Source organism: Burkholderia sp. ZZQ-2, from assembly GCF_050768715.1.
GTDB classification, from domain to species: domain Bacteria; phylum Pseudomonadota; class Gammaproteobacteria; order Burkholderiales; family Burkholderiaceae; genus Burkholderia; species Burkholderia cepacia.
In genome coordinates, this window is the sequence record NZ_LDVA01000273.1 from 72,262 (window position 1) to 99,244 (window position 26,983).

General features: G+C 66.7%; 21 protein-coding genes. 7 read left to right on the forward strand and 14 right to left on the reverse strand.

The genetic code is table 11. The features are described from left to right. The first annotated feature begins 239 nt into the window (after positions 1-239). Both ABY44_RS21350 and ABY44_RS21355 read left to right on the forward strand, forming a co-directional pair. Entirely contained in the window at positions 240-623 is a 384-nt protein-coding gene (locus ABY44_RS21350; protein ID WP_060174436.1) for a c-type cytochrome, read from the forward strand. Between the two features lie 212 nt (positions 624-835). Beyond that, positions 836-1,219, forward strand: coding sequence for a hypothetical protein (locus tag ABY44_RS21355; RefSeq protein WP_060174437.1), 384 nt, complete (start codon positions 836-838; stop codon positions 1,217-1,219). 112 nt (positions 1,220-1,331) lie between these two features. On the opposite strand, the gene ABY44_RS21360 is transcribed toward ABY44_RS21355, so the two are convergent. From ABY44_RS21360 to ABY44_RS21400, 9 genes are all read right to left on the reverse strand, one after another. After that, positions 1,332-1,652, reverse strand: coding sequence for a high-potential iron-sulfur protein (locus ABY44_RS21360; RefSeq protein WP_027792793.1), 321 nt, complete (start codon positions 1,650-1,652; stop codon positions 1,332-1,334). A gap of 128 nt (positions 1,653-1,780) precedes the next feature. Then, positions 1,781-2,122, reverse strand: coding sequence for a cytochrome C oxidase subunit IV family protein (locus ABY44_RS21365; RefSeq protein ID WP_027792794.1), 342 nt, complete (start codon positions 2,120-2,122; stop codon positions 1,781-1,783). An 8-nt stretch (positions 2,123-2,130) separates the two neighbouring features. Then, a complete protein-coding gene (locus tag ABY44_RS21370; protein ID WP_027792795.1) occupies positions 2,131-2,865 on the reverse strand; it encodes a heme-copper oxidase subunit III family protein in 735 nt (244 codons plus the stop codon). Beyond that, entirely contained in the window at positions 2,862-3,473 is a 612-nt protein-coding gene (locus ABY44_RS21375; RefSeq protein WP_431641863.1) for a cytochrome c oxidase subunit 3, read from the reverse strand. The genes ABY44_RS21370 and ABY44_RS21375 overlap by 4 nt, the downstream gene beginning before the upstream one ends. Further along, on the reverse strand, positions 3,470-5,224 hold the full coding sequence (gene ctaD, locus ABY44_RS21380; protein ID WP_027792797.1) for a cytochrome c oxidase subunit I: 1,755 nt from the start codon (positions 5,222-5,224) through the stop codon (positions 3,470-3,472). Before ctaD ends, ABY44_RS21375 begins: the two co-directional genes overlap by 4 nt. Before the next feature lie 13 nt (positions 5,225-5,237). Then, complete coding sequence (locus ABY44_RS21385; protein WP_060174439.1) at positions 5,238-6,389, reverse strand: c-type cytochrome; 1,152 nt, start codon at positions 6,387-6,389, stop codon at positions 5,238-5,240. Between the two features lie 104 nt (positions 6,390-6,493). Then, the gene (locus ABY44_RS21390) at positions 6,494-7,009 is read right to left on the reverse strand and encodes a hypothetical protein (protein ID WP_060174440.1); all 516 of its coding nucleotides are present in this window, start codon (positions 7,007-7,009) and stop codon (positions 6,494-6,496) included. Between the two features lie 197 nt (positions 7,010-7,206). Continuing rightward, the gene (locus ABY44_RS21395) at positions 7,207-7,716 is read right to left on the reverse strand and encodes a hypothetical protein (RefSeq protein ID WP_027792800.1); all 510 of its coding nucleotides are present in this window, start codon (positions 7,714-7,716) and stop codon (positions 7,207-7,209) included. A gap of 119 nt (positions 7,717-7,835) precedes the next feature. After that, positions 7,836-8,051: a DUF3820 family protein gene (locus ABY44_RS21400; protein ID WP_027792801.1), complete on the reverse strand. Its 216-nt coding sequence runs from the start codon at positions 8,049-8,051 to the stop codon at positions 7,836-7,838. Positions 8,052-8,216: 165 nt separating this feature from the next. Between ABY44_RS21400 and ABY44_RS21405 the strand changes: the two genes are divergently transcribed. Beyond that, positions 8,217-8,405 (forward strand): hypothetical protein, encoded by a 189-nt coding sequence (locus ABY44_RS21405; protein ID WP_027792802.1) that lies wholly within the window; start codon positions 8,217-8,219, stop codon positions 8,403-8,405. 204 nt (positions 8,406-8,609) lie between these two features. On the opposite strand, the gene ABY44_RS21410 is transcribed toward ABY44_RS21405, so the two are convergent. The 5 genes from ABY44_RS21410 to ABY44_RS21430 all read right to left on the reverse strand — a co-directional run bounded on the left by ABY44_RS21410 (position 8,610) and on the right by ABY44_RS21430 (position 18,201). Further along, positions 8,610-10,070 carry an aspartate/glutamate racemase family protein gene (locus tag ABY44_RS21410; protein WP_060174441.1) on the reverse strand — a complete coding sequence of 487 codons (1,461 nt, stop codon included), beginning with the start codon at positions 10,068-10,070 and terminating at the stop codon, positions 8,610-8,612. Further along, a complete protein-coding gene (locus ABY44_RS21415) occupies positions 10,067-11,341 on the reverse strand; it encodes a dicarboxylate/amino acid:cation symporter (RefSeq protein ID WP_027792804.1) in 1,275 nt (424 codons plus the stop codon). Before ABY44_RS21415 ends, ABY44_RS21410 begins: the two co-directional genes overlap by 4 nt. Positions 11,342-11,505: 164 nt before the next feature. Continuing rightward, positions 11,506-12,420, reverse strand: coding sequence for a LysR substrate-binding domain-containing protein (locus ABY44_RS21420; protein ID WP_060174442.1), 915 nt, complete (start codon positions 12,418-12,420; stop codon positions 11,506-11,508). Between the two features lie 338 nt (positions 12,421-12,758). Next, a complete protein-coding gene (locus tag ABY44_RS21425) occupies positions 12,759-13,421 on the reverse strand; it encodes an OmpA family protein (RefSeq protein WP_027792806.1) in 663 nt (220 codons plus the stop codon). 127 nt (positions 13,422-13,548) lie between these two features. After that, complete coding sequence (locus ABY44_RS21430; protein WP_431641870.1) at positions 13,549-18,201, reverse strand: YadA-like family protein; 4,653 nt, start codon at positions 18,199-18,201, stop codon at positions 13,549-13,551. 1,437 nt (positions 18,202-19,638) lie between these two features. Between ABY44_RS21430 and ABY44_RS21435 the strand changes: the two genes are divergently transcribed. The 4 genes from ABY44_RS21435 to ABY44_RS21450 all read left to right on the forward strand — a co-directional run bounded on the left by ABY44_RS21435 (position 19,639) and on the right by ABY44_RS21450 (position 26,907). Then, positions 19,639-20,472, forward strand: a complete 834-nt coding sequence (locus ABY44_RS21435; protein ID WP_027792808.1) for a response regulator transcription factor — start codon at positions 19,639-19,641, stop codon at positions 20,470-20,472. Continuing rightward, positions 20,465-22,813: a sensor histidine kinase gene (locus ABY44_RS21440; RefSeq protein WP_060174444.1), complete on the forward strand. Its 2,349-nt coding sequence runs from the start codon at positions 20,465-20,467 to the stop codon at positions 22,811-22,813. The genes ABY44_RS21435 and ABY44_RS21440 overlap by 8 nt, the downstream gene beginning before the upstream one ends. Before the next feature lie 277 nt (positions 22,814-23,090). Beyond that, positions 23,091-24,611, forward strand: coding sequence for a sensor domain-containing diguanylate cyclase (locus tag ABY44_RS21445; protein WP_059699496.1), 1,521 nt, complete (start codon positions 23,091-23,093; stop codon positions 24,609-24,611). A 337-nt stretch (positions 24,612-24,948) separates the two neighbouring features. Continuing rightward, entirely contained in the window at positions 24,949-26,907 is a 1,959-nt protein-coding gene (locus ABY44_RS21450; RefSeq protein ID WP_060174445.1) for a phosphatase PAP2 family protein, read from the forward strand. Positions 26,908-26,983 lie beyond the last annotated feature (76 nt).

Below are 26,983 nucleotides of genomic sequence, written 5' to 3' on the forward strand. Positions count from 1 at the left end.
GCGCACGCGCCGCAAGGGTTGCACCTGTGCGGCCCGATTTCGACGGACACTATACTGTATATTCATACAGTTTTCCATGACGACCCTGAGGGCGGCATGGGATGGCGGTGGGGGCCGGGACTGCAACAGGGCGCGATACGGACGCCCGGCCGTCCGACCCGGTTCAGCCAGGCGCGGCCATTCCGCGACAACGCGTTTATACTCCCCGGCCCGGCAATCCGCGTGATACGACAAGGAAAATGAAAGCAAGAGCATTGCTCATCACTTCGCTGGGAGCGTGGGTGTTGACTCAGCCGTCACTCGCCTTCTCGCAAAACATCAACGGGAAAAATCTCTTTATACAGAGATGCGCGATGTGCCATGGCGCAGATATCAAGGGCACCGGGCCATTGGCCAGGAAAAGCAATCCCCCGACGCCTGACCTCACGACTGCCGCGTTCAAAAAGCGGCTCCACGATTATCCAGGCGTCATCGTTTCGTCGGTAATACTTCGCCCGAACGGGGACCTGATTCCGAGAACCTTGAGGGAGAACGGCGTAAAGCTGGCGCCGCACGCCTGGACCGTTCAGGATTTTCGCGACCTGAATCAATACATGAGCGACGTGATTTACAACAGCCGATGATTCCGTGTTGACCGGCTGACCGCTCAGGGTCGTTTCGAGCCGGTAACATACCGCCGACGCGATATCCGGCGGAGGCATCGACCTTCCGAAAATGGTGCCGTTGCCCGGGTCGGACTTCGGCACGCAAGCCGTGTGTTGCGCCATCCTGATTCGACGCACCTGCCCGGGCGCCGCCCATGCGATGATGCGCGCTGATCAACATGAGAAATGGAATGACGACTACCTTCGACGAGGCGACAACGGCGGCGATCGCCGCGTTTGCCCAACTGGATTTCCACACGGCCGTGCAAGCGATGCGCGCCGAAGCCGACTACGACCGCGAAATAGACCAGTGGATCTCGCACTACATCGACGAGCACGGCGGCGGCGCGGACGATGCGGAATACGACGCGTTGCACGCGCAGGCCCAGGCAACCCCGGAATTCGCGCAGTTCGTCGATGCGGCTCGCCGCGAGATCCTGGAATACTTCGACGTAACCGACGATCAACTGGACTGGATGGTCCTGCTGCGCAATGACGACAGCGACGAGCTCTGGGCGGAAGTCAACCGGCAGCGGACCGCGCTGGGAACCGGTGAAGTGCGCGGCGATCTCTGACCCTTGCCTGCCATCCGGATTTCGCGTCGCGCCGGGTGCGTGGCTCGAGTCCGATCAGTCATGAGATGGGCCGGGCATCACGTATCCCGGCCACCCGCTCGCCGCTGCCCTGCTACGCCTTTTTCGCGTAAGCGCCGCACCAGCCTTTCGCATTGACCTGCTTGCCGCCGAAAATGGTGCACGGCGCCGTCGCCGCACCGGTCTTGCCCTGGAAGAACTGGCAGTTCGCGCAGGCCTCGCCCGCCTGAAATTTCGGGAATTTCGCATGGTCGACCCGGCTTGCATCCGTCTTGTAGCCGAGGGCCTGGGCGTTTGCATCGGTTTCCTGCACGGCACCGGCCCCGGCATCTGCCGCGGCCGCGCGGCGCCCAACGGCCAGCGCGGATGCCAGAACGGTGGTGGCAGCGATAAAACGTCGGCGTGAAAACTTCATCTTGCCCTCCTCGATGTTTGCGTGGCCGGATGACCGGCATCCTCCGATGCCGCGAAGCCGCCCGGCGCACAACCGCGGCCCGTCACCGTGCCCGTCGCGCTGCGACACGTTTACCCCCTGCGAAGGAATCAGCGAAAAAACAATTCCCGCATCCCGAACGTGTGATGCGCCTCGGCCGCCATCAGCACCATGAGCACCAGCAGGCACAGCGGCGGCACGAGAATCGCGTACACCAGCGCCAGCCGCTCCCACATCATATGCATGAAGATCGACACGATCAGCCCGGCCTTGGCGATCATCAGCACGACGATCAGTACCCAGCGCAACAGGCCCTGCACGTTGAAATAGTCGACCAGGTACGACAACGTGCTCAGCACGAACAGCAGGCCCCAGATCTTCAGGTAGAGGCCGATCGGATGCTGCTGGCCGTGCGCGGCGTCGGGTCGGTCGGCGGGATCGGTATGGTCCATGGCCTGCCTCACCACAAGTAGAACAGCGCGAAGATGAACACCCACACCAGGTCGACGAAGTGCCAGTACAGGCCGGCGATCTCGACGATCTGGAAGTTGCCGTGTTCGGTGAACCCCGGCTGCAGGATCTTGCGCGCGATCAGCAGCAGGTAGATCACGCCGCAGGTCACGTGAAAGCCGTGGAACCCGGTGATCGTGAAGAAGCACGCGCCGAACTGCGCCGCGCCCAGCGGATTGCCCCACGGGCGGATGCCTTCCCGGAAGATCAGGTTGCTCCATTCGAACGCCTGCAGCGACACGAAGGTGGCGCCCAGCAGCGCGGTCGCCAGCAGCAGCGCGGCGGCGGGCCTCGCGTTGCGCCGGTAGCCGAAGTTGACGGCCATCGCCATGGTGCCGCTGCTGCTGATCAGCGTGAACGTCATGATCGCAATCAGCAGCAACGGCACCTCCACGCCGCCCACGCTGAGCCCGAACACCTTCGCGGTATCGGGCCACGGCGCCGTGGTCGACATGCGCACCGTCATGTAGCCGATCAGGAAACTGCTGAAGACGAAGGTGTCCGACAGCAGGAAGATCCACATCATCGCCTTGCCCCACGGCACCTTGAAGGCTTCGCGATCGGCCGACCAGTCCGTGACGATGCCACGCCAGCCGTCGGGTCGGGCGTCGGCGGACGGCGCATCGACAGGCGGGGCCGCGGGCGAATCGGCGGCGGATCCGGTGGGGGCCGTGGGCGCGGTCATGGCGCGGCTCCATACAGCGGCCCGCAGACGGCGGCGACGATCCCGGGGGTCAGCCACCACATCGCCGCCAGCAGCACGAGCCACACCGCGAGCAGGAAATGCCAGTAGAGCGCGCACAGATCGATGACACGCCGGGCCCGGAACGGGTCCGCGTGCCGGAGCTGCGCGATCGTCACCGCCCACGCCGCCAGCCCGCCCAGCACATGCAATCCGTGCAGGCCGGTGAGCAGGTAGAGGAAGCTGTTCGACGGATTGACCGCAACGGTCTGCCCGCCAGCCGACAGCAAGTGCCAGGCGGTCAGTTGCCCAGCCACGAACACGGCCGCCAGCACGCCGCCGCACACGAGCCATACGGTGCGGTGCAAGGTCAGTTGCCGGGCTCGCTGCATGGCGACGCTGGCCAGCGCCAGCGCGCTGGTGTTCCACCACAGCAGCGCCGGATGCGGGATCGGCTGCCAGTCGGGCTCGCGCATGCGCATCGCATAGGCGAGCAGCAGCAGCGAGAACAACGTCGTCGCGACCGCCATGAAGACGATCAGGCCGGTGCGGCCCGCATTCGGCAAGCCGGGTGGCGCGTCGTGAACGAAGGGGCGCGGCAGCGTGGTCATTCGTGGGCCTCGCCGGGGTGAAGCGCCGGGTGGGCCGGTTCAGGCACCGTCGCGGGCGGCTGGTTTTGCGGCACGAAATCTTCCTCTTGCCCCGGCGGACTGTATTCGTATGCCCAGCGGTAGACGACGGGAAGCGCTGCGCCCCAGTTGCCGTGCGCGGGCGGCGTTTGCGGCGTCTGCCATTCCAGCGTGGTGGCCCGCCACGGGTTGCCGTCGGCGCGCCGGCCGTGCACGAGGCTCCACGCGAGGTTGAACAGGAACAGCAACTGCGCGGCCGCGACGATCAGCGCGACGACGGTGATGAACGTGTTGAGCGTCTGCGCCGAATGCGGGATGAAGCTGTAGCCCTGGTACGCGTAATACCGCCGCGGCATGCCGAGGATGCCGAGATAGTGCATCGGGAAGTAGATCGCATAGGTGCCGACGAAGGTGATCCAGAAGTGCGCGCGCCCGAGCGTGTCGTCGAGCATGCGGCCCGTCACCTTCGGGTACCAGTGGTAGAGGCCGCCGAACACCACCAGAATCGGCGACACGGCCATCACCATATGGAAGTGCGCGACCACGAAATACGTGTTCGACAGCGGGATGTCCACGCTCACGTTGCCGAGGTAGAGCCCGGTCAGCCCGCCCAGCACGAAGGTGCTGATGAAGCCGATGGCGAACAGCATCGGCACGGTCAGGTGGATATCGCCGCGCCACAGCGTCAGCACCCAGTTGTAGACCTTGAGGGCGGTCGGCACGGCGATGATGAGCGTGGTGGTGGCGAAGAAGAAGCCGAAGTACGGATTCATGCCGGCGATGAACATGTGGTGCGCCCAGACCACGAAGCTCAGCGCGCCGATGATGACGATGGCCCACACCATCATCCGGTAGCCGAAGATGCTCTTGCGCGCGTGCGTGCTGATCAGGTCCGATGCGATGCCGAAGGCCGGCAGCGCGACGATGTAGACCTCCGGATGCCCGAAGAACCAGAACAGGTGCTGGAACAGCAGCGGGCTGCCGCCGGCATGCTTGAGCGTCTGCCCCATCGACACCACGGCCGGCACGAAGAAGCTGGTGCCGAGCGTCCTGTCGAACAGCATCATCACCGCCGACACGAACAGCGCCGGAAACGCCAGCAGCGCCATGATGGTCGCGATGAAGATGCCCCATACCGTGAGCGGCATGCGCATCAGCGTCATGCCGCGCGTGCGTGCCTGCAGCGTGGTGGTCACGTAATTCAGGCCGCCCATCGTCGCCGCGACGATGAAGATCGCCAGCGACACGAGCATCAGCACGATGCCCCATTCGACGCCCGGCGTGCCCGGCAGGATGGCCTGCGGCGGATACAGCGTCCAGCCCGCGCCGGTCGGCCCGCCCGGCACGAAGAAGCTCGCCGCCAGCACCAGCACGGCCAGCAGGTAGACCCAGTAGCTCAGCATGTTGAGAAACGGGAACACCATGTCGCGCGCGCCGAGCATCAGCGGGATCAGGTAGTTGCCGAAACCGCCCAGGAACAGCGCCGTCAGCAGGTAGATCACCATGATCATCCCGTGCATCGTGACGAACTGGTAGTAGTGGTTCGCGTCGATGAAGGCGAACTTGCCCGGAAAGCCGAGCTGCAGCCGCATCAGGTCGGACAATACGAGGCCGACCAGCCCGATCGCGATGGCCGTCATCGCATACTGCACCGCGATGACCTTGTGGTCCTGGCTCCAGACATAGCGGGTCCAGAAGCTCTGCGGGGCGTGGTCGGTGTGCGCATAGGTCATGGTTTCTGCTCCGCTATTGCCTGGCCGCGGTACCGGCCGGAGGCGGCCCGCCTTGCGCCTCGATATACGCCACCAGTGCGGACAGTTCCTGGTCGCTCAGGTCGAAGCGCGGCATGATCGGCGAGAACCCCTTCACGACCCGCGCCGCCGGATCGCGGATGAACGCGCGCAGATAGGCTTCGTCCACCTTCGCGGTGCTGCCGTCGGCCATCGTTTCGGTCTTGCCGTAGAGGCCCTTCCAGGTCGGGCCCACGAGCGGGCTGCCGTCCACGGTATGGCAGGCGACGCAGCCCTTGGCCGCCGCGAGCGTCTTGCCCAGTTCGGCGAGCGCGTGCGCGCTGCCGCCGGCAGCGGCGGGGGCTGCCTGCACGCGGGCGAGTTGCTGCCGCGCGAAGGTGGTCTGCTGCGCCAGCCAGCGCGAGAACGCGGCTTCGTCTTCCACGACCACCACGCCACGCATGCCGGAGTGCCCGATCCCGCAGAGCTGCGCGCACAGGATGTCGTAGCGCCCCGCCTTGGTCGGCGTGAACCAGAAGGTGGTCACCATGCCCGGCACCATGTTCATCCGCGCCCGGAACGGCGGAACGTAGAAATCGTGCAGCACGTCGCGCGAGCGCGTCAGCACCTGGACCGGCCGGTTGAGCGGCAGGTGCACCTCGGGCGTCTCGATCAGGTAATTGTCGCGGCCGTTGGGGTCGGCGGGGTTCAGGCCGAACGGGTTGTCGTTGCTGATGTAGCGCACGTCCGTCGTGCCCAGCTTGCCGCCGGGGCCCGCGAAACGGAAGCGCCATTGCCATTGCTGGCCGAGCACTTCCATCTGCAGCACGTTGCGCGGCGGCCGGATGTAGTCCGCGTAGACGAACAGCCCCGGCGCCAGCAACGCCGCCACGCCGACGGCGGTCAGGCCGATCAGCCACCATTCCAGACGCCGGTTGTGCGGCTCGTAGGCCGCGCGATGCCCGCTGCGGTGGCGATAGCGCACCAGTGCGACGACGATGAACAGGTTGATGGCGATGAAGAATGCACCGGTGATGACGAGCGTGATCGTCAGCATGTCGTCCATGCGCACCCAGTTCGACGCGATCGGCGTGATCCACCACGGACTGGCAAAGTGAAACCCCACCGCCAACAGGATGATCAGGACCAGGGCAATCGCAAGGGCCATAGGCCGCCTCGCTGCATATCACTCGCCGGCGCCGCCGACACCGGGTTCCGTGTCTCCCGCGAACGCCGGGTGGTCAGGCTCGGCGCGGCGGGAAACGCGATGTATCAGTCGTCCACGTTCCGCTTGCGCAATCGCTCCAGCCTGCCGTAAGTGATGGCCGCAACCACGCCGAACAACAGGTTGGCCAGCAACGGCCCGGCACCCCGCTCGGAGACGAACCACGGGAACACGGCCGTCATGACGTAGAAGTTCCACCCATACGCGACGATCCCGAACGCCAGCCCGATGGCGGCTTCCATGCCCACGCTCGAATCGAGGCGGAAAGGCGCCATGATCGCGGCGAGCATCACCCCCATGATCGCGCCGAGCACGTAGTGCAGCAGCAGCGCCATCGCGACGATTTCAAGGTTGAATTGCGTCATCTGGCCGAGCGCGCTGCGGCCCATCACCATCGCCGCGATCTTGTGTGTCGGTTGCCACGGGCTCGAGCCGAGCACGAGTGTCGACCAGACGAATTCCAGCGCGATCACCAGCGCACCGCCTGCGAGACCGGCCACGGCGGCGGCGACCCAGTCCGGCGTCCGACGCGCCCAATGGTGCGATTGCATGTGCAGTTCCATACGACCTCCTTGCCGACGCTTCGTCGTCGGCGCTTCGGTTCCGAGGGCGTCACGCGCGTCGGGCCTGCGTCACTCGAGCGATTCGGAAGCAGGGTTGCCTGCGCAACGTGCGAACGCCCCTCTCCGCGCGCGGCCGTGCGCTCGACGAAATGCGTCGATGAACCCGGGTATCGGGCAGGCCGGCTTGCTGTCGCGCGTCAGGGGAAGATCGGTGTCGTGGGCTCGGCGCCTTCCAGGTCCGCCGTCGGAAAGTGCCTGGCGACCATCTCCTCGATTTCCTGCTCTCGCAATGCCGGCACATCGGCCATGATCAGGATCTGGCCTTCCTGTATGGCCTCGCGAAATCGCTGGAGTCGCGCGTTCGGCTCGGCAATGCCGATCATCGCGGCGGTCCACGCCCCGAAACCCGCTCCCGCCAGCGTCAACCCGACAACGGCGCCGCCTGCGATCACGAGTTCCGCCGGGGGAAATACCAGTGCGACGAGGCCGATCAGTGCACCCGCCGCGCCGCCAAGCGCAACGCCGCGCTCGAGCGCATGCACGACATCGCTGCTTTGCAGCAACGATGCTTCGGGCAACTGATCGAGTGTGACGCTGTGATCGGCGAGGACGTGGATATGGCGCCAGATGATACGTGCGCGCAATAGATCGTCGACGATGGCCTTGGCCATCTGCGTATCGGGTACGAGGAAATAAAGGCGTCTCATGTTGGCACCCCTTTGTGCCGTCAACTACTCTTTCCATTCTATGTCAGCAATGGCAACGCAGTAGGTGCGCGTGGGCCAGCGACGGTGCAGCATCCGAAGCCGTTCGGCCCCGAGCGACGCTATCCGCGTTTGCGCAACGGCTCCAGCAAGTCCCGCAGGCCGTTGTGGTCGATTTCATGCATCAGCGCAAGCTGCCGGCCGATTTCGCCGCGCGGGAACCCTTCGCGGGCCAGCCAGTTGAGGTAAGGCCCGGGCAGGTCGGCAATGAGTCGGCCCTTGTACTTTCCAAAGGGCATGGTGACGGTGACGAGATGTTCGAGATCTGGGGTCTGCATGCCGGTATTGTGCACGGCTTTCCGCTCATGTCGCAGGTCTAGCTGACACGCGACGCGGCAAACCCTCCGGCGACAGCCTCGCGGAAACGGGGCGCCGCAAACCGCCCGCGCCCCTTTTCTGGCCTGCTAGACTGAAATTTCCCCCTGCAAACGATGGAGGGAATCATGTTGTCCGTCTACGTCGTGAAGACCGGCGAGCAGTTCCTGTGCACCGCCGAGGATGGCGATATCGGCATGGCACCGGCGGTTGAGGATGCCACGTCGTTTCGTTCGTATGAGGAAGCGGAAATGGCGGCGCACATGCATGCCGACCCCGGATACGAAATCGTCGCCGTCTGCGTGCTCAGACACTGACATGGCGCCCGCTGCCGGGCGCCCGGTTTGTCGGCCTGCGGAAACTGCTTCGTCACGCGCGCGGTCGTCGTGGAATCGCACAAGACCGGCATCGGCTGATCCACGCCTGCGCCGCCCGAACCACGCGGCACATCCGACACCCGCCGGCCGCCGCGTCGAAGGCGGCGCGGCCGCTTAATCTCAAGCTCAAGCTCAATCTCAAGCTCAAGCACCGGCAGCCGTCGCATACGCCACGCATTGGCGCGCGAGCACGTCGGTCGGATCGACCAGCGTCGCACGCATACCGTTCGGCGCGACATATTCGCGGCCCGGCAGCAGGATCGGCAGCTCGGTACAGCCGAGAACGATCACGTCGACGCCGTCGGCAATCAGCGCGTCGACGGCGGCGCCGATGTCCGCTTGGCACTGGCCGGTCGTAAAGCCGGCCTTGACACCCCGCTCTCCGTAGATTGCTTCCATCACGCGCGCCTGCAGTGCCGGCGCCGGCGCGACCTGTCGGAATCCATACGATTCGAGCGCCTTTTCGTATACGCCGCTTTCGATCGTGCCCGACGTTGCCAGCACGCCGACCTCGCGCAGCCCCGGATACGCATCGCGCAGATGGGCGGCCGTCACGGTCAGCATGTTCACGATCGGAATGCCGAGGTGCGGTTGAACCCGCTCGACAAACGCATGCGCGGTATTGCACGGAATCGCGATGAGATCCGCCTCCCCGTCCTCGAGCCGCCTGCACGTCGCATACAGCGAGATCGTGGGGTCGGTACCGTCACCGACGAGGTTCGCCGTACGGTCCGGGATCTGCGGATTCTGTTCGACCAGCAGCTTGATGTGCTCCTGGTCGCGCGAAGCCGGCGTGTTTCGAACGATCTTGTCCAGGAAGTCCACCGTCGCGGCCGGCCCGACGCCACCGACGACCCCGATCTTGAATACCGGTGCACGGGCCGCGCATCGGGTCGAAACCGCGTACTGCGCATACGCGAGATTCGAATCGATCAGCGGTATCCGCAGCGGCCCGATTTCGTCCGCCACGAGCGCGATCTCCGTCAGCCCCGGAACGATGACCTGCGCGCCCTGGTCCGCCAGATCCTCGCATGCGTCGCGCAGCAGCTCGACCGGCCGGCCGCGAAGATTGCCGCGCTTGATGCCGTCCGCCCCGTAGATCGCCTCGGTGACGGGATCGACATCGCCGCGCGGCCGCGGATGGACGATCTCGAACTGCGGCGCCGGGAAATACCGTTCGAACAGCCCGTCGGCCCGCACATGGTCCGAAGCCAGCACGCCGATGCGTATGGCGCCGGGATACGTGCGCTGCACGTGGCTGCGAACGGCTTCGACGATGTCCACGATCGGCAGGCGCGTATTGGCCTTCAGTTCGTCGATGAAGGTGTGGCTCAGGAAGCACGGCAGCACCACGGTCGTCACGCCGCGTTTCTCGAACGCGCGGATCATGTCGAACACGTACAGCTTGCGCGCCGTCGTCGCCGCGCTGCCCGAACCCGAACCTCTGAACGGGTGCTGCTCGAAGATCAGGTCGACGTGATCCTCGTCGGACGACGCCGGAGTCGCCTTCACCAGCTTGAAGAACACGTCGGCGCTTCCCAGCGGCCCGAGGCCGCCGACCACGCCGAACGTCCGTCCCGTGCCTGCGATGTCCCGGTGCGTCATGCGTTCAGCTCCCGCGAATCGAACGCGGCGCTGTCCGGCTGCGCGGCGCGCGCGCCCTCCCACTTCGCGATCACGGCCGTCGCCACACTGTTGCCGATCACGTTCGTCATCGTGCGGCCCATGTCGAGCACCTGGTCGATCGCCAGGATCATGGCCACGCCGGCCGCCGGCAAATGGAACATCGGCGCGACGGCCGCGACGACGACCACCGATCCGCGCGGCACGCTCGCCATGCCCTTGCTGCTCAACATCAGGATCAGCAGCATGAACACCTGCTGCGAAAGCGGCATGTGCACACCGAACGCCTGTGCGATGAAGAGGGCCGCAAACGCCTGATACATCATCGAGCCGTCCAGGTTGAATGCATAACCGAGCGGCAGCGTGAAACCGACGACCTTCTTGTCGACACCGAACTTCTCGAGCTGCTCGGTCAGGCGCGGATACGCCGCTTCGCTGCTGGCGGTCGAGAACGCGATCAACGCGGGTTCGCGCACGGCCCTCAGCAACGCGCCGACGCGCCGCCCGAGAAACAGGTATCCGGCGCCGATCAGGATCGTCCAGAGGACGAGCAGCCCGAGATAAAACGCGCCGATCAGCTTGCCGTACGTGTAGATCACGTCGAGCCCGCGCAGCGCGACGGACGACGCGATCGCACCGAAGACACCCAGCGGCGCCGCGCGCATCACGTAGTTCGTCAGGCGCAACATCACCGGCACCATGCCGTCGATCGACCGGATGACGATGCCGACACGCTGATCGTGCTTCAGCGCGCCCAGCGCGATGCCGAGAAAGACGGAGAAAACGAGAATCTGCAGGATATCGTTGCGCGCCATCGCGTCGAGCAGGCTGGTCGGAAACGCGTGCGTGATCACGTCCCTGGCGTTCAGTGCCGCGGTATTCAGGCCGAGGTTGGCCTCGCCCGCGGGTTCCGCCAGGTTCAGGCCGGCGCCGGGCTGCAACGCGTTGGCCATGACGAGGCCGAGGCCCAGCGAAACCAGCGATGCGCAGACGAACCACGCAACCGAGCGCAGGCCGATGCGCCCGACGTCTTCGCCGCTGTCCATTCCGGCCAGGCCGGAAACGAGCGTCACGAACACCAGCGGCGCAATGATCATCTTGATCAGCCGAAGAAAGATGTCCGTCACGATCGAGAAATACCCTGCGACCGTCTTGAGCGTGCCCGGGTCCGCGATGCTCGTGTGACACGCATAGCCGGCGGCGACGCCGAGGACCATGCCGATTGCGATGCTTGAGGTAAGCCGATTTTTCATGTCCATCCGTCCTTGGGTGACGCCCGACCGCCAGCAGGCGACGGGCCGCGCGACGCGGGCCACGCGTCACATTTGCCGTTGGAACGAATGGTAGGGACGGCAGAACAGATCATGATGCCGGTGCATCATGGCGGTATGCGAGACTCGCATAAGGCGGGAAAACCCTAGCCGCGCCGCGACGGTTCGGCGCGCAGATGCTGCCAGAGCGTCTCCAGGAACTCGCTGCGATTGGACGCGTCGCGATAGACGCGCAGCTCGATTTCGAGGTTCCACGCCGCCGGCCCGGCCGGTACGAGTTCGCCGGCCGCCAGCTCGGCGGCGATCGCACTCCGCGGCAGCCACGCCACGCCTTCGCCTTCCATCACGAGCTTTTTCAGCACTTCGGCCATGTCGGATTCATAGTGCAGCTGCAACGCCGGCGCATCCGGAGCGCGATCGAGCAGCAACGCGAGGCAGCGCCCGAAGTAGCTGGTGTCCGTATAGGAGATCAGCGGCAGCGGGTGCTGCTTCGTTCCGGGAAGGCGAAATGCGGGCGCCGACCGGCGGTTGGGCCGGCAGGCCGGCATCAACGTGTCGAGGCCGACCGTCACGTGTTCGTACCTGACCGGATCCAGATGGAGCGGCAGCTCCGGATGGTGATAGGCGAACATCAGCTCGCAGTTGCCGTTGACGAGCATCAGGATCGAATCGTGGACATTCGTCGGAACGACGCGTGCCCGCACCTCGCCGAAATGCATCGCAAGCGCCTTGAGCCATGACGGCAGGAAATTCAGCGCGATCGTATGGCCCGCCGCGATCTGCAGGCTCTTGCCCGCGATGCGCTGCTCGGTGCGGATGATCGCGCGTGTGTCGAACAGGCGGCTGAGGACGTCTTCCGCCGTCTCGCGAAACAGCCGCCCTGCCGGCGTCAGGACCGGCGGAAAACTGCTGCGGTCGATCAGTTCGGCGCCGATCCATTGCTCGAGCGACTGGATGCGACGGCTGAAGCCCGACTGCGTGACGTTGCGGAACTCCGCCGCCCGGGAAAAGCTTTGATATTGAGCGAGGGCGATGAAATCCTCGATCCACTTGATTTCCATGTTTGCCTTGGAGGTCTGCAACCGGATCGACTTGCTGCCGACCGGGGGCACGGCGCTGATCGACCGGGCGCATCGTAACGGAAGGCACGGCGGTCGTCATGCCGACGACCGCCGCGGAACGCACGAAAGACATGGACAGGGTACAGGATCGGGAAACCCGGCGGTCGTACGCTCCGCGTTCGGTCCGGCGCCGGCTGTCCCGGTTCGCCATGATCGACGCGGAGCGCGACGGCAGCGGAGCCGGCATCGGCTGCCGCGCGCGACCAACGTTGATCATCATGGCGACGATGCGGCCGCGAGCCGGCCGCCTTCGCCGGTCCGCTCGCGGCCCCCACCCGCTACTTCTGCAGCAGGATCTCCACGCGTCGATTGCTCGCCCGCCCTTCGGCGGTCTCGTTGGAGCCCACCGGATCGGCCTCCCCCTTTCCGGTGGCCGTCACGGAATCCGCGTTCACGCCATGCTCGCGCAAATACGACCCGACCGCCTCCGCGCGGCGCTGCGACAGCGCCAGATTGTGCGCATCCGAGCCGACCGAGTCGGTATAGCCGGTCACCTTCACCAACGAGAAATGCCGGTCCGCCTGACGGCTCAGCAATGCGTCGAGCGAAGCGCGGGCGGCGGGCGTCAGCGTTGCGGAGTCGGTCGCGAAGTACGTGTCGCCGGTCAGGCTGACCTTTTCCGCGGCGGCCGGTGCCGCCGCCACCGGCGCCGGAAGCGGCGCGGGTGCCGCGCCGCACTGGAACTCGATCGACCGCGGATCCGCGCCGTCGCGGAACGGCGCCTCCGAATCGACCAGTCGAACCGGCTGCGTGTCGCACATGCGCGTCGCGACCTTCATGCAGGTCTTTTCGCTCGACAGGATGCCGTGACAATCGACGCGAAACGTCCGCACGCCGTTTCTCGGCTGCAGTTCGTATGCATTGAACGTCGGCCCGGACGCGCTCGAGCAGGCGGCCAGGGAGACCACGGACACGAGCAGGGCAAGAGAGGTTTTCTTCACTGATTCACTCCCGAAAATCGGTTCGATATCGCGCATGCGGCGCGGCAGTGCGGCCGCATGCGGATGCGTTCTCGTTCAGCGCGAACCGTTCCGGCGCTGCACGCCGGAGCGGTTCGCTGCGCACGGATCACTTCCACTGATACAACATACCCGCGCCGACCACGCGCTGACTGCCGGCGAAACCGCCGTTCAGCGTCGCCTTCAGGTTCTCCGTGAGGCGCGCCTGCATGCCGACGGCCATCGCCTTCTGGCCGAGGAAGCTCGCCGTACCGACCCCCATCGCGAAGTTCGAGTCGCGGTCCATGTGCGGGATCGACGCCATGGCGGCCGTCGCGGCAATCCCGTCGCGCGCCATCGAATCGGTCTGCTGGATCTGCTGCTGCATCTGCGTGAGCTGGTTGTTGACCGTGTTCAGCGATTGCGTGAACTGGTTCGATACCGCGTTCAGCTGGTTCACGTTGACCGCGTCGGTGCCCTGCGTGCCGGCCGCGACGTTGACGACCTGGCGCGCCGACTCCGCCGAGCCGACCGCGACGACGTTCGAGCGCCCGCCGTCGTTGCTGCCCGTGCCGATCGCGGTCGACCCGTTGCCCGTTGCGGTCGAGCCGACGCCGATCGCGGTCGAACCGTTGCCGGACGCCAGCGACCCGTTGCCGACCGCCGTGCTGTTCGAGCCCGAGGCGACCGCGCCCGAGCCGCCCGCCGACGAATTCGGCCCCGTCGAGCCCGGCGGCACGTTCGTGCCGGTCGGGTTCGTCGTGTACGACCCGCCGAGGTTGGACGTGCGCTGGGTGATCAGCGTCGTCAACTGGTTGGCGACCGAGTCGAGCTGCGACACGTTGACCGCGTCGGTGCCGCTCTTGCCGGCCGCGAGGCCGGTGATCTGCCGGTTGCCGATGTTGATTTCGCCGGCCGACGACTGCGGACTGCTCAGGCCGTACGCGATGTAGTTCGTCTGCGCGCCGACGGTGGTCAGCGAACCCGAACCGAGCGCGATGCTGTTCGCGAGCGTCGCCGACGCGCCGGCCCCGAACGCGAGCGCATCGGTTGCCGTGGCGTGCGCGCCCGAACCGAGGGCGACGCTGCCGACGCTCGCCGCGACCGCGTTGGCGCCCTGCGCGACCGACTGCGCGCCGGTGGCCGTCGCGCCGCTGCCGAGCGCCATCGCATCGGCCTGCGCGGCGCTTGCCGCCTGGCCGATCGCGACGCCGCCCGGCGCGGTGGCATCGACGATCGCACCGTTGCCGATCCCCACGCCGTTGTCGCCGTTGACCACCGTCGTCGGGCCGACCGCGACCGACTCCGCGCCGACCGCGAGCGAATCGACGGCCGTCGAGTTCGCGTGGAAGTACTTCGTCGTCGTGACCGCGAACGACTGCAGCGCGCCGGCCAGCTGCCGCACGGTCACCGCGTCCTGCTGGCCGGTGCCGTCCGCGACGTTGGTGATCTGGCGATACGTCTTGCTCGTCGCGTCGCCGACCGATACCGCGCCCAGCAGCGTCTGGTCGGTCGTGTTGAACGGAATCGACGCGCTGCCGTTGCGGATGGTCCCCGAGGCCGGCACCGTCGCGCGATCGGACACCGACCCGGCGCCGAGCGCGATGCTGCCGTCCACCTTCGCGATCGCGTTCGGGCCGATCGCGACACTGTCGAGCCCGAGCGCCTGGCTGTCCGGCGCCGTGGAGTTCGCGTGGAAATACTTGATGCCGTGCGCGTTGATGTTGTCGATCGCCGAGCCGACGTTGTTGTTGACCGTCGTCGAACCGTCGCTGTTGTACGTCACGTACGAAGGCGCGGAGATCGTGCCGGTCGTCGGGTCGTAGGTGGCCCCGCCGCCGATCGCGCCGGCCGTGCTGTTGCCGAGATTGCCGTTGTTCGACGCGATCGAGCTGAGGCCGGTCGACAGCGAACCGATGCCCGTCGACGTCGCGGTGGACAGCGACGTCAGGTTGCTGTTCGTGCTCGACAGGCCGGTGGACAGCGAACCGACGGTCGTCGAGGTCGACGTCGACAGCGACGAAATCGAGCTGGTCGTCGAGCTGAGGCCGGTGGACAACGAGCCGATGCTCGTCGACGTCGCGGTGGACAGCGATGTCACGGTGCTGTTGGTCGTGCTCAGGCCGGTGGACAGCGAAGCGACGCCGGTCGAGGTCGACGTGGACAACGACGTGACCGCGCTGTTCGTCGAACTCAGGCCGGTGGACAGCGAGCTGATGCCCGTCGATGTCGAAGTCGACAGCGACGTGACCGTGCTGTTCGTCGAACTCAGGCCGGTGGACAGCGAGCTGATGCCGGTCGACGTCGACGTGGACAGCGACGTGACCGAACTGTTCGTCGAACTCAGGCCGGTGGACAACGAGCTGATGCCGGTCGACGTCGAAGTCGACAGCGAAGCCACCGAGCTGTTGGTCGTACTCAGGCCGGTCGAAGTCGACGTGGACAGTGACGAAATCGAACTGTTGGCCGACGACAACCCGGTCGACGTGGACGTCGACAATGAAGTCACGGTGCTGTTGGTCGAACTCAAGCCCGTCGACAACGAGGTAATGCCGGTCGACGTCGACGTGGACAGCGACGTGATCGCGCTATTGGCCGACGACAGCCCGGTCGACGTGGAGGTCGACAATGACGTCACCGAGCTATTGGTCGAACTCAAGCCCGTGGACAGCGAGGTAATGCCGGTCGACGTCGACGTGGACAGCGACGAAATCGCGCTGTTGGCCGACGACAGGCCGGTCGATGTGGAGGTCGACAATGACGTCACCGAGCTATTGGTCGAACTCAAGCCCGTGGACAGCGAGTTGATACCGGTCGACGTCGACGTAGACAACGACGTGATCGCGCTATTGGCCGACGACAGCCCGGTTGAAGTCGAGGTCGACAACGAAGTCACCGAGCTGTTGGTCGAACTCAAGCCCGTCGACAACGAGGTAATGCCGGTCGACGTCGACGTGGACAACGACGTGATCGCGCTATTAGCCGACGACAGCCCGGTCGACAATGACGACACCCCCGTCGACAACGAACTGACGCTCGACGCGGTCGACGTCGACAGCGAATTCACCGCCTGGTTCGTCGCATCGAGCTGCGACCCGTTGATTGCATCCGTGCTCGCCGAATTGATGCGCCCGGCCGCGACGTTGGTGATCTGGCGCTCGGTGCCCGCCGCACCGACGCTGACGACGCTGGTCGGGTTGGTGCCGTTGAAGTTGTAGGTGACGCCGCCGATCACCGCACTGGCCGTCGGATTCGGCGCGGCCGTCGTCGACCCGGAACCGAGCGCGACGTCGTTTGCATTGTTCGCCACGGCCGACGCGCCGAACGCCACCGCACCGGCTGCCGCTGCCGTCGACGTATTGCCGAGCGCGAGCGAGCCCGTGCCCTGCGCGACGTTCGAATTGCCGATCGCAACCGCGCCGTCGCCGTTCGCGGTGTTGTTCGAACCCATCGTGACCGCGCCGGTGCCGATCGCGGTGCTCGGGTCGCCGATCGCCACCGCGCCGTTGCCGCTGACCGTCTGCCCCAGGCCGAGCGCGACCGCCCCGACGCCGCTCAACACTTTCGAGCTGTTGCCGCCTGCGATCGACCCCGCGCCTGCCGCGGCCGCGACCGAATTGCTGTCGCCGATCGCCACGGTGGACGCCGCGCCCGCGACGCTGTTGATGCCGATGGCCGTCGCATTCGTGGCCGACGCCGTCGCACCGGGCCCCAGTGCGGTGGCCGAGATGCCGCTGCCGAGCGCGAGATTGCCGAGCGCGACCGCAAACTGCTGTGTCGCGGTCGACTGCACCCCCATCGCGATCGAACTGACGCCCGACGCATTTGCGCTCAGGCCGTATGCCATTGCCTGATCGGCACCGGCCGTCGTCTTCGAACCCAGCGCGATCGAACTGACGCCAAGCGACTGCGTGCCCGAGCCCGGTACGCCGGCCGTCCCGCCCCAGCCGATCGCGATCGACGAACCGCCCTTCGCGCCGCTGTTGACGCCCATCGCGATACCCGAATTGCCGCTCGCCAGCGCACCGCTGCCGACGGCCACGGCGGCCGCGCCGGAACCCGTCGACTGGTTGCCGAGCGCGACGGCGCCCGTGTCGGTAGCATGCGACGCATAGCCGAGCGAAACGCTCTGGGCCCCGACCGCGCTCGCACCGAGACCCACCGCAGCCGCATACTGGCCGGACGCCAGCGCATTGTTGCCGAGGCCGACGGCGGACACGCCGGTCGCCGCCGCGCCGCTGCCCATCGCCACCGCACCGCTCTGGGTCGCGCTCGACAGATTGCCGACCGCAACCGAATACGCGCCCGAACCGATCGCCTGCACGCCGAGCGATGCGCTGTTGACGCCGGTCGCCTGCGCGTTGATGCCGACGGCCGTCGAACCGTCTGCCATCGCATGCGCGCCCGGCCCCAGCGCCGTGGCGGAAACGCCTGCTGCCGTCGACAGGTTGCCCAGCGCGGTCGAGTTCTGCTGCGCGGCACTCGACCCGACGCCGATCGAGATCGACGTCACGCCGCCGGTCGCGGAACCGCCGTCCGGCGCGTATTGCGCGTGCGCCCCCGCATGGAACAACGCAAGATACGTGGACGCCATCAGCACGGCCAGCCGTCGCGGCGACGGCGCCGAAAGCAGGCCCGCGCGTCGCGCGGCGCCCTCGTTCGCCGCATGCTCGCGCGGGCCGCTCGCCGACGCGACACGCTTGCCGCGCGCACGGTCAAGCTCGGAAGCCGCAACCCAGGCCCCCAGTGCTTCGTTCCAGATCGACTTGAACGACTTGTTCATCTTGTGTTCCCTCGGTTCTCATGTGCTGGATGACGCGGCAGCAAACGCGACGGCAGGCGATGACGCATCGGCCTGCCCCCTCGTCCGTGCCGCGACGCTTCGCGCTTCACTTTGGATAGCTAACTAAACGATCGAACAACACTGCTCGGTAATCGCGATCGCGCGGGCGATCGCACGACTGCACGCCGCACGCGTGCATCGGCACGCGGCGCGGCGGCACTCGCCGGTTATCGGTTCATCGAAGCCGATGTCGCGCGAAAGACGGCAACGCGCGACCCCGCGCATCGCGAATCCACATGCGCGCGCCGTCGCGCCGAGCCGGCGGCGACCTCGAATTTCATGGGAAGGCGTCGTTCAGACGCCGGATGGACGGATGCCGACCCGAACCCCGGGGCGGCCCGTCACGATTCATTCAGGAGGAGGATGACGCCGAGTAGTCCCCGGGTATGAAGCATGCGCACCCGGTTCGCTCGAACCGGTGCGTTGACCTGCCATGCCTGTCGCGTTCATGTTTTTCGTGCCCGCCTGATTCGAGAACGCGCTGCGCGATCGCACCCGGACGGATCAGACCGCCGGGCTGCGCGCGCAGCCGCTCACTTTCTCCGCCGGCAGTCAAACGCTTTTCCGGATTTCCGGAAATAGCGCCTGACTTGCCGAACGCCCCCGCATCGATTTAATCGGTCGAATTTTCTTGACGATTTTTTTGGTCGATGCGTCACACCCTGACCAACCTCACAATCTTTCCGCTTATCTTGTATACGCACTCATTCGGAAAATTATGAAATTTGTATTACCCTCGTGCCAATTTTCTTGTCCGTCATCGCATTCCCACATCCTGAGAATTGCCATCATTCGATGTCACATTGAATATCGCGTCATCCGAATAGGGCAGCGGCAGGAATTCTTGCAAAACCGTTCCCCTCGAAGAACCGATTCCAGCCGCGCCGGGGCTAGTGTGCGGTCATCCGTTCAAACGCATCTTTTCTGGAGCGGAAAAAAACTTTTCCCGAGCGGACGGCATTTACATTCATACATTCCCGCTCGAAATCCGGTTTTCATCCGGATAAATCTTGACCGTCCCGCAAAAAGAAATTAATCAGGCGAGCGTCGATTCAGCGCATCAACTTCACACTGGAAGGCATCGTCTCTCGACACAACTCGCTCGAATTCATTCTGCGGGCCAATTCGATTCATCAACCGATAAAATCCGGAAATAAAGACCGATATTAAAAATGCACTTCGGCATGTTTTTCCACTCCGATTCCATTCGGCGGAACGCCAGTGTCGAAACCGCGCGGCGCCCCGCCGAATATGCCCACACGGGCCGCACGGAATCCTCACAATCGGTACTGTTGTCGACATATAATTTTTCGCAACAATCGCGCTGAAAGCGAAGCTTTCAATCCGACCGACCACCCTTCCACCGCGTCCGCCACCATGTCATCCCGCTCGTCCAGCCCGGCGTCGCTTCGCTCCACGCCGGATCTCGCCGACGCCCATATTCTTGTCGTCGACGACCGCCCGAACGACCTGCGGCTCCTGACCGAAATCCTGCGGGCCGCGCGGTGCCGGATCAGCGTCGCGTTCGACGGGCTGCAGGCGTATCACCGCGCCCAGGCGATCGCGCCCGACCTGATCCTGATGGATGTCCGCATGCCGCGCATGGACGGCTTCGCCGCGTGCCGGCTGCTGGCGTCGACGCCGTCGACGCAGTCCATCCCGGTCATCATCCTCACGGCCGCGGGCGATCTCGAGGATCGCATCGCGGGGCTCGAAACCGGCGCGATCGACTACATCGTCAAGCCGTTCGAGCCGACCGAAGTGCTGGCCCGGATCCGCAACCACCTGAAGCGCGCGCGGCGCAGCCAGCCATTCGCGCACCTGCCCGAGATGCCCGACAACCCGGAGGCGGCCCTCGTGCGCGCGGCGGCCGAGGTCCTGCTGCGCGACCTGCGCCATCCGCCGGCGCTCGAGGATCTCGCCCGGCAGGTCGGCACGCACGAAAAGCGGCTGTCGCGCGTGTTCCGCGACCAGCTCGGCCTGACCGTGTTCGAGTACCTGCGCGACACGCGCCTGCGCGCCGCGATGCATTTCCTCGCGGAGACGTCGATGGGGATCGGCGACATCGCCGAGGAAATCGGCTTTTCCACGCCCGGCAATTTCGCGACGGCATTCCGCGAACGCTTCGGCATCACGCCGTCCGACTGGCGGCGCCAGCGCCATGCGGTCAACGCACCGCCCACACCCGGCGGGCATCATCCCGATGTGTAGTCGCGACGCGGCTTGGGCAGCCGGATGGCGCGCGGTGCTGCTGCTTCTGATCGCACTGGCCGTCACCTGCGCGACGGCCCGCGCGGCAGCGACGCCGAACCCCGCGCAACTGGAAGCCGTGTCGGTGTTCGAGGACGCGAGCACGACGATGACCGCCGAACAGGTCGCCGCGCGCGTTGCCGATCGGCCGCACGATGCGTCCACGACGACAGCGCCCTCGTTCAACATCGAGTTTTCGCGGTCGGCATGGTGGGTCAGCGCGACGCTGGTCAACCGTGACAGTGCCGCTCGGCCGCTGGTGCTGGCGATTCGCGACGCGCGCGTCGACCATGCCGACTTCTATGTCGGCCGGAACGGCCGGTGGACGCTCGACGGCCGCTTCCCGGCCGCCGATGCCGGCGGCGATGCGGCCGGGCCGCCGTCGCGCTACCCGACGCTCGACGTCACGCTGCCCGCCGGCGCAAGCATCCCCGTGCTGATCCGCGTCACGTCGCGCAAGGAGATGCGGCTCGCGCCGGCGGCATTCTCCCGTGCGGCATGGGATGCGCTGGAACGGCGCGCGACGATGTGGGACTTCGGTTTCTTCGGCGGGCTGCTCGCGCTCGTGTGGTGCGCGCTGCTGATCGGGTTCTTTTCGCGCAGCGGCATGTTCTACGTACTGGCCGGGCTTGCGCTGGGCACGACGCTGTTCGAAGCGGCCTACCGCGGTTATACGGCGATGGCGCTGCCGCCCGCGCTGCGCGAGTGGTCGGCACGCGGCGAAATCATCTTCGTGTATCTCGCGATCGCCTGCTTCATCGTCTTCATCCTGACAGTCGCCCGGCGCGAACAGGCCAGGCTGCCGTTGCGCGCGGTCTACATGGCATTCCTCGCGCTCGAGTTCGTCGGCGTGGCCGGCGCCGCCTGCGGCGATCTGCTGACCTTCACGTGGTTTTGCCTGCGGCTGAACGCGGCGCTGGGGATCGTCAACATCAGCCTCGCGCTGTGGCTCGCCGTCCGCCGCACGCCGACCGGCCGCGTGATGCTGATCGCGATCGCGTTCGCCACCTTCAACATGCTGATCCGCGTGCTCGACGGCGTCGACGCGTTGCCGCCGGTGCTGTCCTGGCTCAAGTCCGACATCTATCCGAACCCCGTCATCGCGATCGTCGGGCTTGCCACGCACCTGCTGGTGCTGGCCGCGTGGATCCACCACGTGGGCCGTCAGCGCACCGAGGCGCGCAAGCGGCTCGAACACTGGCAGCTCACCGAACAGGATCGCCTGCGCGACGAAGTCGCACGACGCACGCTCGCGCTCAACGACGCGCTCCAGCAGGTCACCACGCACATGCAGCAGAAGATCGAGACGCTCGGCTACGTCAGCCACGACCTGCGCGCGCCGCTGTCGACGATCAACGGCTACGCGAAGCTGCTGCTGCAAGGCGCGACGCGCGGCCAGGCACGGCTGATCCGCTCGATCGACCGCAGCATCCGCTACCAGCTCACGCTGATCGACGAACTGCTCGCGTTCACGAAGGCCGAGCTGCAGCCGCTCGGCGTGTCGCCGGACGCGACCGACCTCCCCGGCCTGCTCGACGACATCGGCCACTATGCACTCGCGCTGTGCGCGCAGCAGGACAACCGGTTCGTGTACCGGCCGGCCAGCCCGCTGCCGCGCACGATGTCGATCGACGGGATGCGGCTGCAGCAGGTGCTGCTGAACCTGCTGTCCAACGCATCGAAGTTCACGCGCGACGGCACGGTCACGTTGTCGGTGCATGCGTCGCGCGAAGGCGACGCATGGCGCCTGCTGTTCGAGGTCGCCGATACGGGCATCGGCATCGACATCAGCGGCACCCGCGACATCTTTCGCGCGTACCAGCAGGTGCAGGCCGTCAACGGCGGCACCGGGCTCGGCCTGTTCATCGCGCAGCGCATCGTCGGCGCGATGGGCGGCGAGCTGGCCGTCGCAAGCCAGCCGGGCGTCGGCACGTCGTTCTCGTTCGCGATCGTCGCGCCGGCCGTCGGGCACGTGCTCGTGCCGGCATCGGAGCTCGTGCGGCGGTTTCATGCGGCGGACGAGGCCGTGCCCGGCGGCACCGCGCCCGCGATGGGCTGCCCGCCCGACGATGCACTCGATGCGCTGATCCGGCTCGCCGGCAACGGGCAGCTCACCGATATCGAGGAATGGCTCGGCCAGTACGCGGACGAACAGGATTACGCGGCCTTCGTGCAGGAGGTGCGCGAGCATCTCGATACGCTGGACCTGCATGCGATCGAGAAGCTGGCCGGTACGCTGAAACGCGCGCGCCACGCGGCGGCGACGGATGACGCGGAGACGGACGCGGCCGGGCCGGCTTGATCGCGCGGACGGGACATCGCCGGCACCGCGTCAGGCCCGCGTTCCGGATTCCGCCGCGCCGATCGTCCAGCCCGCGACGCGATCGCTTCGCCAGCCGCGCCCCCGCTCGCGCTTTCCGATACGCGCCCCGTCGAGCACCCGGCCCGCACACGTTTGCGGGCCGCACCGCGCCCACTTGGATTGCAGCCGGGCCTCGATTTCTTCGACGACCTGCCGTTAACCCGGGTTTCAGCGCAGCCCGGTTCATCGCGCCGGGCCTCCCCCTGCGAGCGCCAGCATGTCCGCATCCACCTCCATCGAGAAAATCGCCGACTGGGCGGGACGAAACCATCTTGTCGTCGGTGCGCTGGGCACCCTGATGTCGCTCGCGGCGATCGGCATCAGCGCGGCCACGCTCTGGGCCACGAGAAGCGAAGTCGTCGAGCACGCGCACGAAACCTCGCGCAACGTCGCCGCCGTGCTGGTCAGCGAGATCGCGCGGACCGTCGAAACGTCCAACAACGCGCTGATCGCGCTCTCCGCCGATCTCGGCAAGCCGGAGGTGCGACGCATGGACGCCGGGCTGCGGCACGACCTGCTGTTCCAGCGCGCGGCCGCGCAATACGTGACGGGAATGGGCGTGACGGACCGCGACGGCCGGCTGATCGACGCGTGCTGCGGCCCGTCCCACCACTGGAACTTCGGCGATCGCGACTATTTCAAGGTCCATCGCGACTCGCCGAACGTCGGCCTTTACGTGTCGGAGGCCTATCGCGCGCGCTCGCGCGGCGGCACGGAGTCGATCGCGCTTTCCCGGCGCATCGAACGACCGGACCACACGTTCAACGGCATCGCGGTGGTCGCGATCGACCTCGCCTATTTCGATCAGCTGCTGTCGCGGCTGGACGTCGGGCCGCACGGCATCAGCGCGATCGTGCGCGCGGACGGCACCATCCTCGCCCGCAACCCGTCGCTGAACGATCACCAGATGGTCCGCCTGCGCCGCTCGAAAGCCTTCGATCGCATGCTGAACCAGGATTCGGGCTTCTACGCGGCGCATTCGCGCATCGACGGAACGCTGCGGCTCTATACGTTCCAGCGGGTGCCCGGCACACCGCTGATCGCCGTCGTCGCGCCGGCCGAAGCCGACGTGCTGGCCGGTTTCATCCGGATGTCGTGGTCGGTCGGCGTGTCGGCGTCGCTCCTCTGCGCGCTCTTCTGCGCGGTCGTCTGGCTGCTCGCGTTCGCGTTGCGGGACAACCTTCGCAAGCAGACGCTGCTCACCGACCTCACGCGCACCGATCCGCTGACGGGCCTGCACAACCGCCGCGCGCTCGACGTCGCGCTGGCCGACGAATGGGAACGGCTCCAGCGCGGCCACGACGGCAGCCTGTCGGTGCTGTTCATCGATGCCGACCACTTCAAGCAGTACAACGACCGATACGGACACGCACGCGGCGACACGGCGCTCCGGTTCCTCGCCGCATGCATCCGTGCCCATACGCAGCGGCGCGGCGACCTCGCCGCGCGTTACGGCGGCGAAGAGTTCGTCGCGGTGCTGCCCGACACCGACGAACGCGGCGCCGCGAAGGTCGCGGAGGCGATTCGCCGCGAGGTCGAACACAACCGGCTCGACGGGTTCGCGGAACCCGTTCCGCCGTTCACCGTCAGCATCGGCTGCGCGACCGGCCATCGCGCACGCCCCGCCTCCGTGCACGCGCTGTCGCATCAGGCGGACATGGCGCTTTACCGCGCGAAGCGCGAAGGCCGAAACCGGGTGTGTTGCGCGGAAACGGAGCCGTCCGCGCGCTCGGCATGACGGCCACGGGTCGAGTCGCGGCTCCGGGCCGCGGGTTGCACACCAACGATTGCCCCGGGCCACTGTTCCGTCATGGGTCGTTGCGGCAACAGGGATCGTTGTTCGATATCGAGGTCGCCGGACTTTCCATCCACGCGTATGGCCGGCGCGTAGCGGCACGCCGCTACATATCCGTCTCGGATGCGTAAAAAATGGCATCCGAGATGTTCAGTATCGTGAATTAACCAGATAGTGGGAATTTTCGCGCACGGAGTACGACACGCAACAAATCCTTAACGGCCGCGTAACGAATCGTCACCACAATTCGCCATCTTTGACCATCAGGATGGAGTCTTGCATGTTTGCGTCACGAAGCCGTTTCCCGCTGCATGTCGCCGCGCTGTCGAGCGCGATCGTTCTCGCCGCGTGCGGCGGCGGCGACGATGTCGCCTCGACCACCCCGACCAGCGCGGCCATGCCGGCGCCGCCGGCCGATCCCGGTTTCGTCGACAGCGCGCCGGTTCCGGGCGTGCCCGCCTTCGTCGACAACGTCGCGACCAACCAGCGCGGCGACGCGCGCTACGCCACGCTGTCGACGAACGCCGCGGTGCGCGTGGTCAGCCGCTTCCTCGACCTGTGGCAGCCGTCGACGATGCTCGTCGATGCGGGCGTGAGCGCGCCGGCCAACGGCGCGTTTCCGGCCATTTCGCCGTCGACCTGCACGGGGCTGCCCGGCAACGGCACGCCGTGCGGCACGATCCTGAACGACGCGGTGCTGCGGGCGAACGTGCAATACGTGGTCAACGCGACGACCGCGCGCACGCCGCAGCAAGCCGACGCCGCGTACTACGACGACCGGCGCGGCAAGGGCTACAGCGTGACCGACGGCATGGGGCCGCTCACTTCCGCATGGCGCACGGCCGCGCAGCAGACGACCAGCATCACCAGCGTGCCGGCCGACGCGACGACCGTCCTGTACAACGACACGGGCAACAACGTGGGCGTGGGCGGCAGCGCGAACGCGAGCTTCGGGAAAGTCGTCGACCTGCTCAACGAGATGGGCAACAACGCGTCGACCGAACCCGCGAAACGCTTCTACAAGTATGCGCGGCCGTACCGCTGGAGCACGGGTGTCGTCGTCGCCCCCACGCTCGTGCCCGCGGAAAGCACGACGCCCGCGACCGACGGCGGGTTCATCAGCGGCCACCAGGCGGAAGCGATGCGCGACGCCGTGACGATGGCGTGGCTCGTGCCGGAGCGCTACCAGGAAATGGTCAGCCGCGGCCTCGAACTCGGCGAGAACCGCATCCTCGCCGGCATGCACTCGCCGCTCGACGTGATCGGCGGGCGCATGCTCGCGCTGGCGATCAGCGCGGCCAATCTCGCGGCGTACGCGAACGACGCGCAGGCCGCCTACGGGCAGGCGCACCAGACGCTGCAGCAGCTCACCGGCACGACCGGTTCGACGTTCGCGGCATTCGCACGGTCGGGCACGACGGCGACCGACCGCTTCGCCGACTACGCGACGAACAAGGCGGCCTTCGCGCGCCGCATGACCTACGGCTTCGGCGCGCTCGACGCGACCGGTGCGCCGCCGGTCGTGCCGAAGGGGGCGGAGATCCTGCTGCAGACGCGTTTTCCGTACCTGGGCGCGGATCAGCGGCGCGTCGTGCTGAAGACCACCGAATTGCCGTCCGGCTACCCGGTGATGGACGATGCGGAAGGCTGGGGCCGGCTGAACCTGTTCGCGGCCGCCGACGGTTACGGCGCATTCAACGGCAACGTGATCGTCGCGATGGATGCGTCGAAGGGCGGCCTCAACGCCGCCGACCTGTGGCGCAACGACATTACGGGCACCGGCAAGCTGACGCTGCAAGGCAGCGGCGCGCTGACGCTCGCGGGCAACAACAGCTATACGGGCGGCACGCAGGTCAGCGGCGGCACGCTCGCCGCGGCGTCCGCGACGGCGTTCGGCAACGGCGATGTGTATGTCGGCGCCGGCGGCGGCATCCGGATCGCGGCGGGTGCGCCCGTCACGATCGCGACGCGCTATACGCAGCTCGACAACACGACGCTCGAACTCGACATCGACGGCAACGGCGGCGGCCGCCTGCGCGTGGGCGGCGCGTTCACCATCGCGGGCGGCACGCTGCACGTGAAGTTCGTGAACGGTTATGCGCCGAAGGCCGGCGACACCATCGCGCTGATCGACGCGGCAGCGGGCGCGGCGAAATTCGCGACGGTGACCGTCGACGGCTTCAAGGCGACGCCGGTCTATACGGCGACGGGGGTGTCGATCGTGCTGTCGGCGGCGTAACCGGCACAGCGATCGATCCGTGCGACGTCGCCTCCGACCGGCGGCGACGTCCATGCGAAGCGTCCGTGCGCCGCCT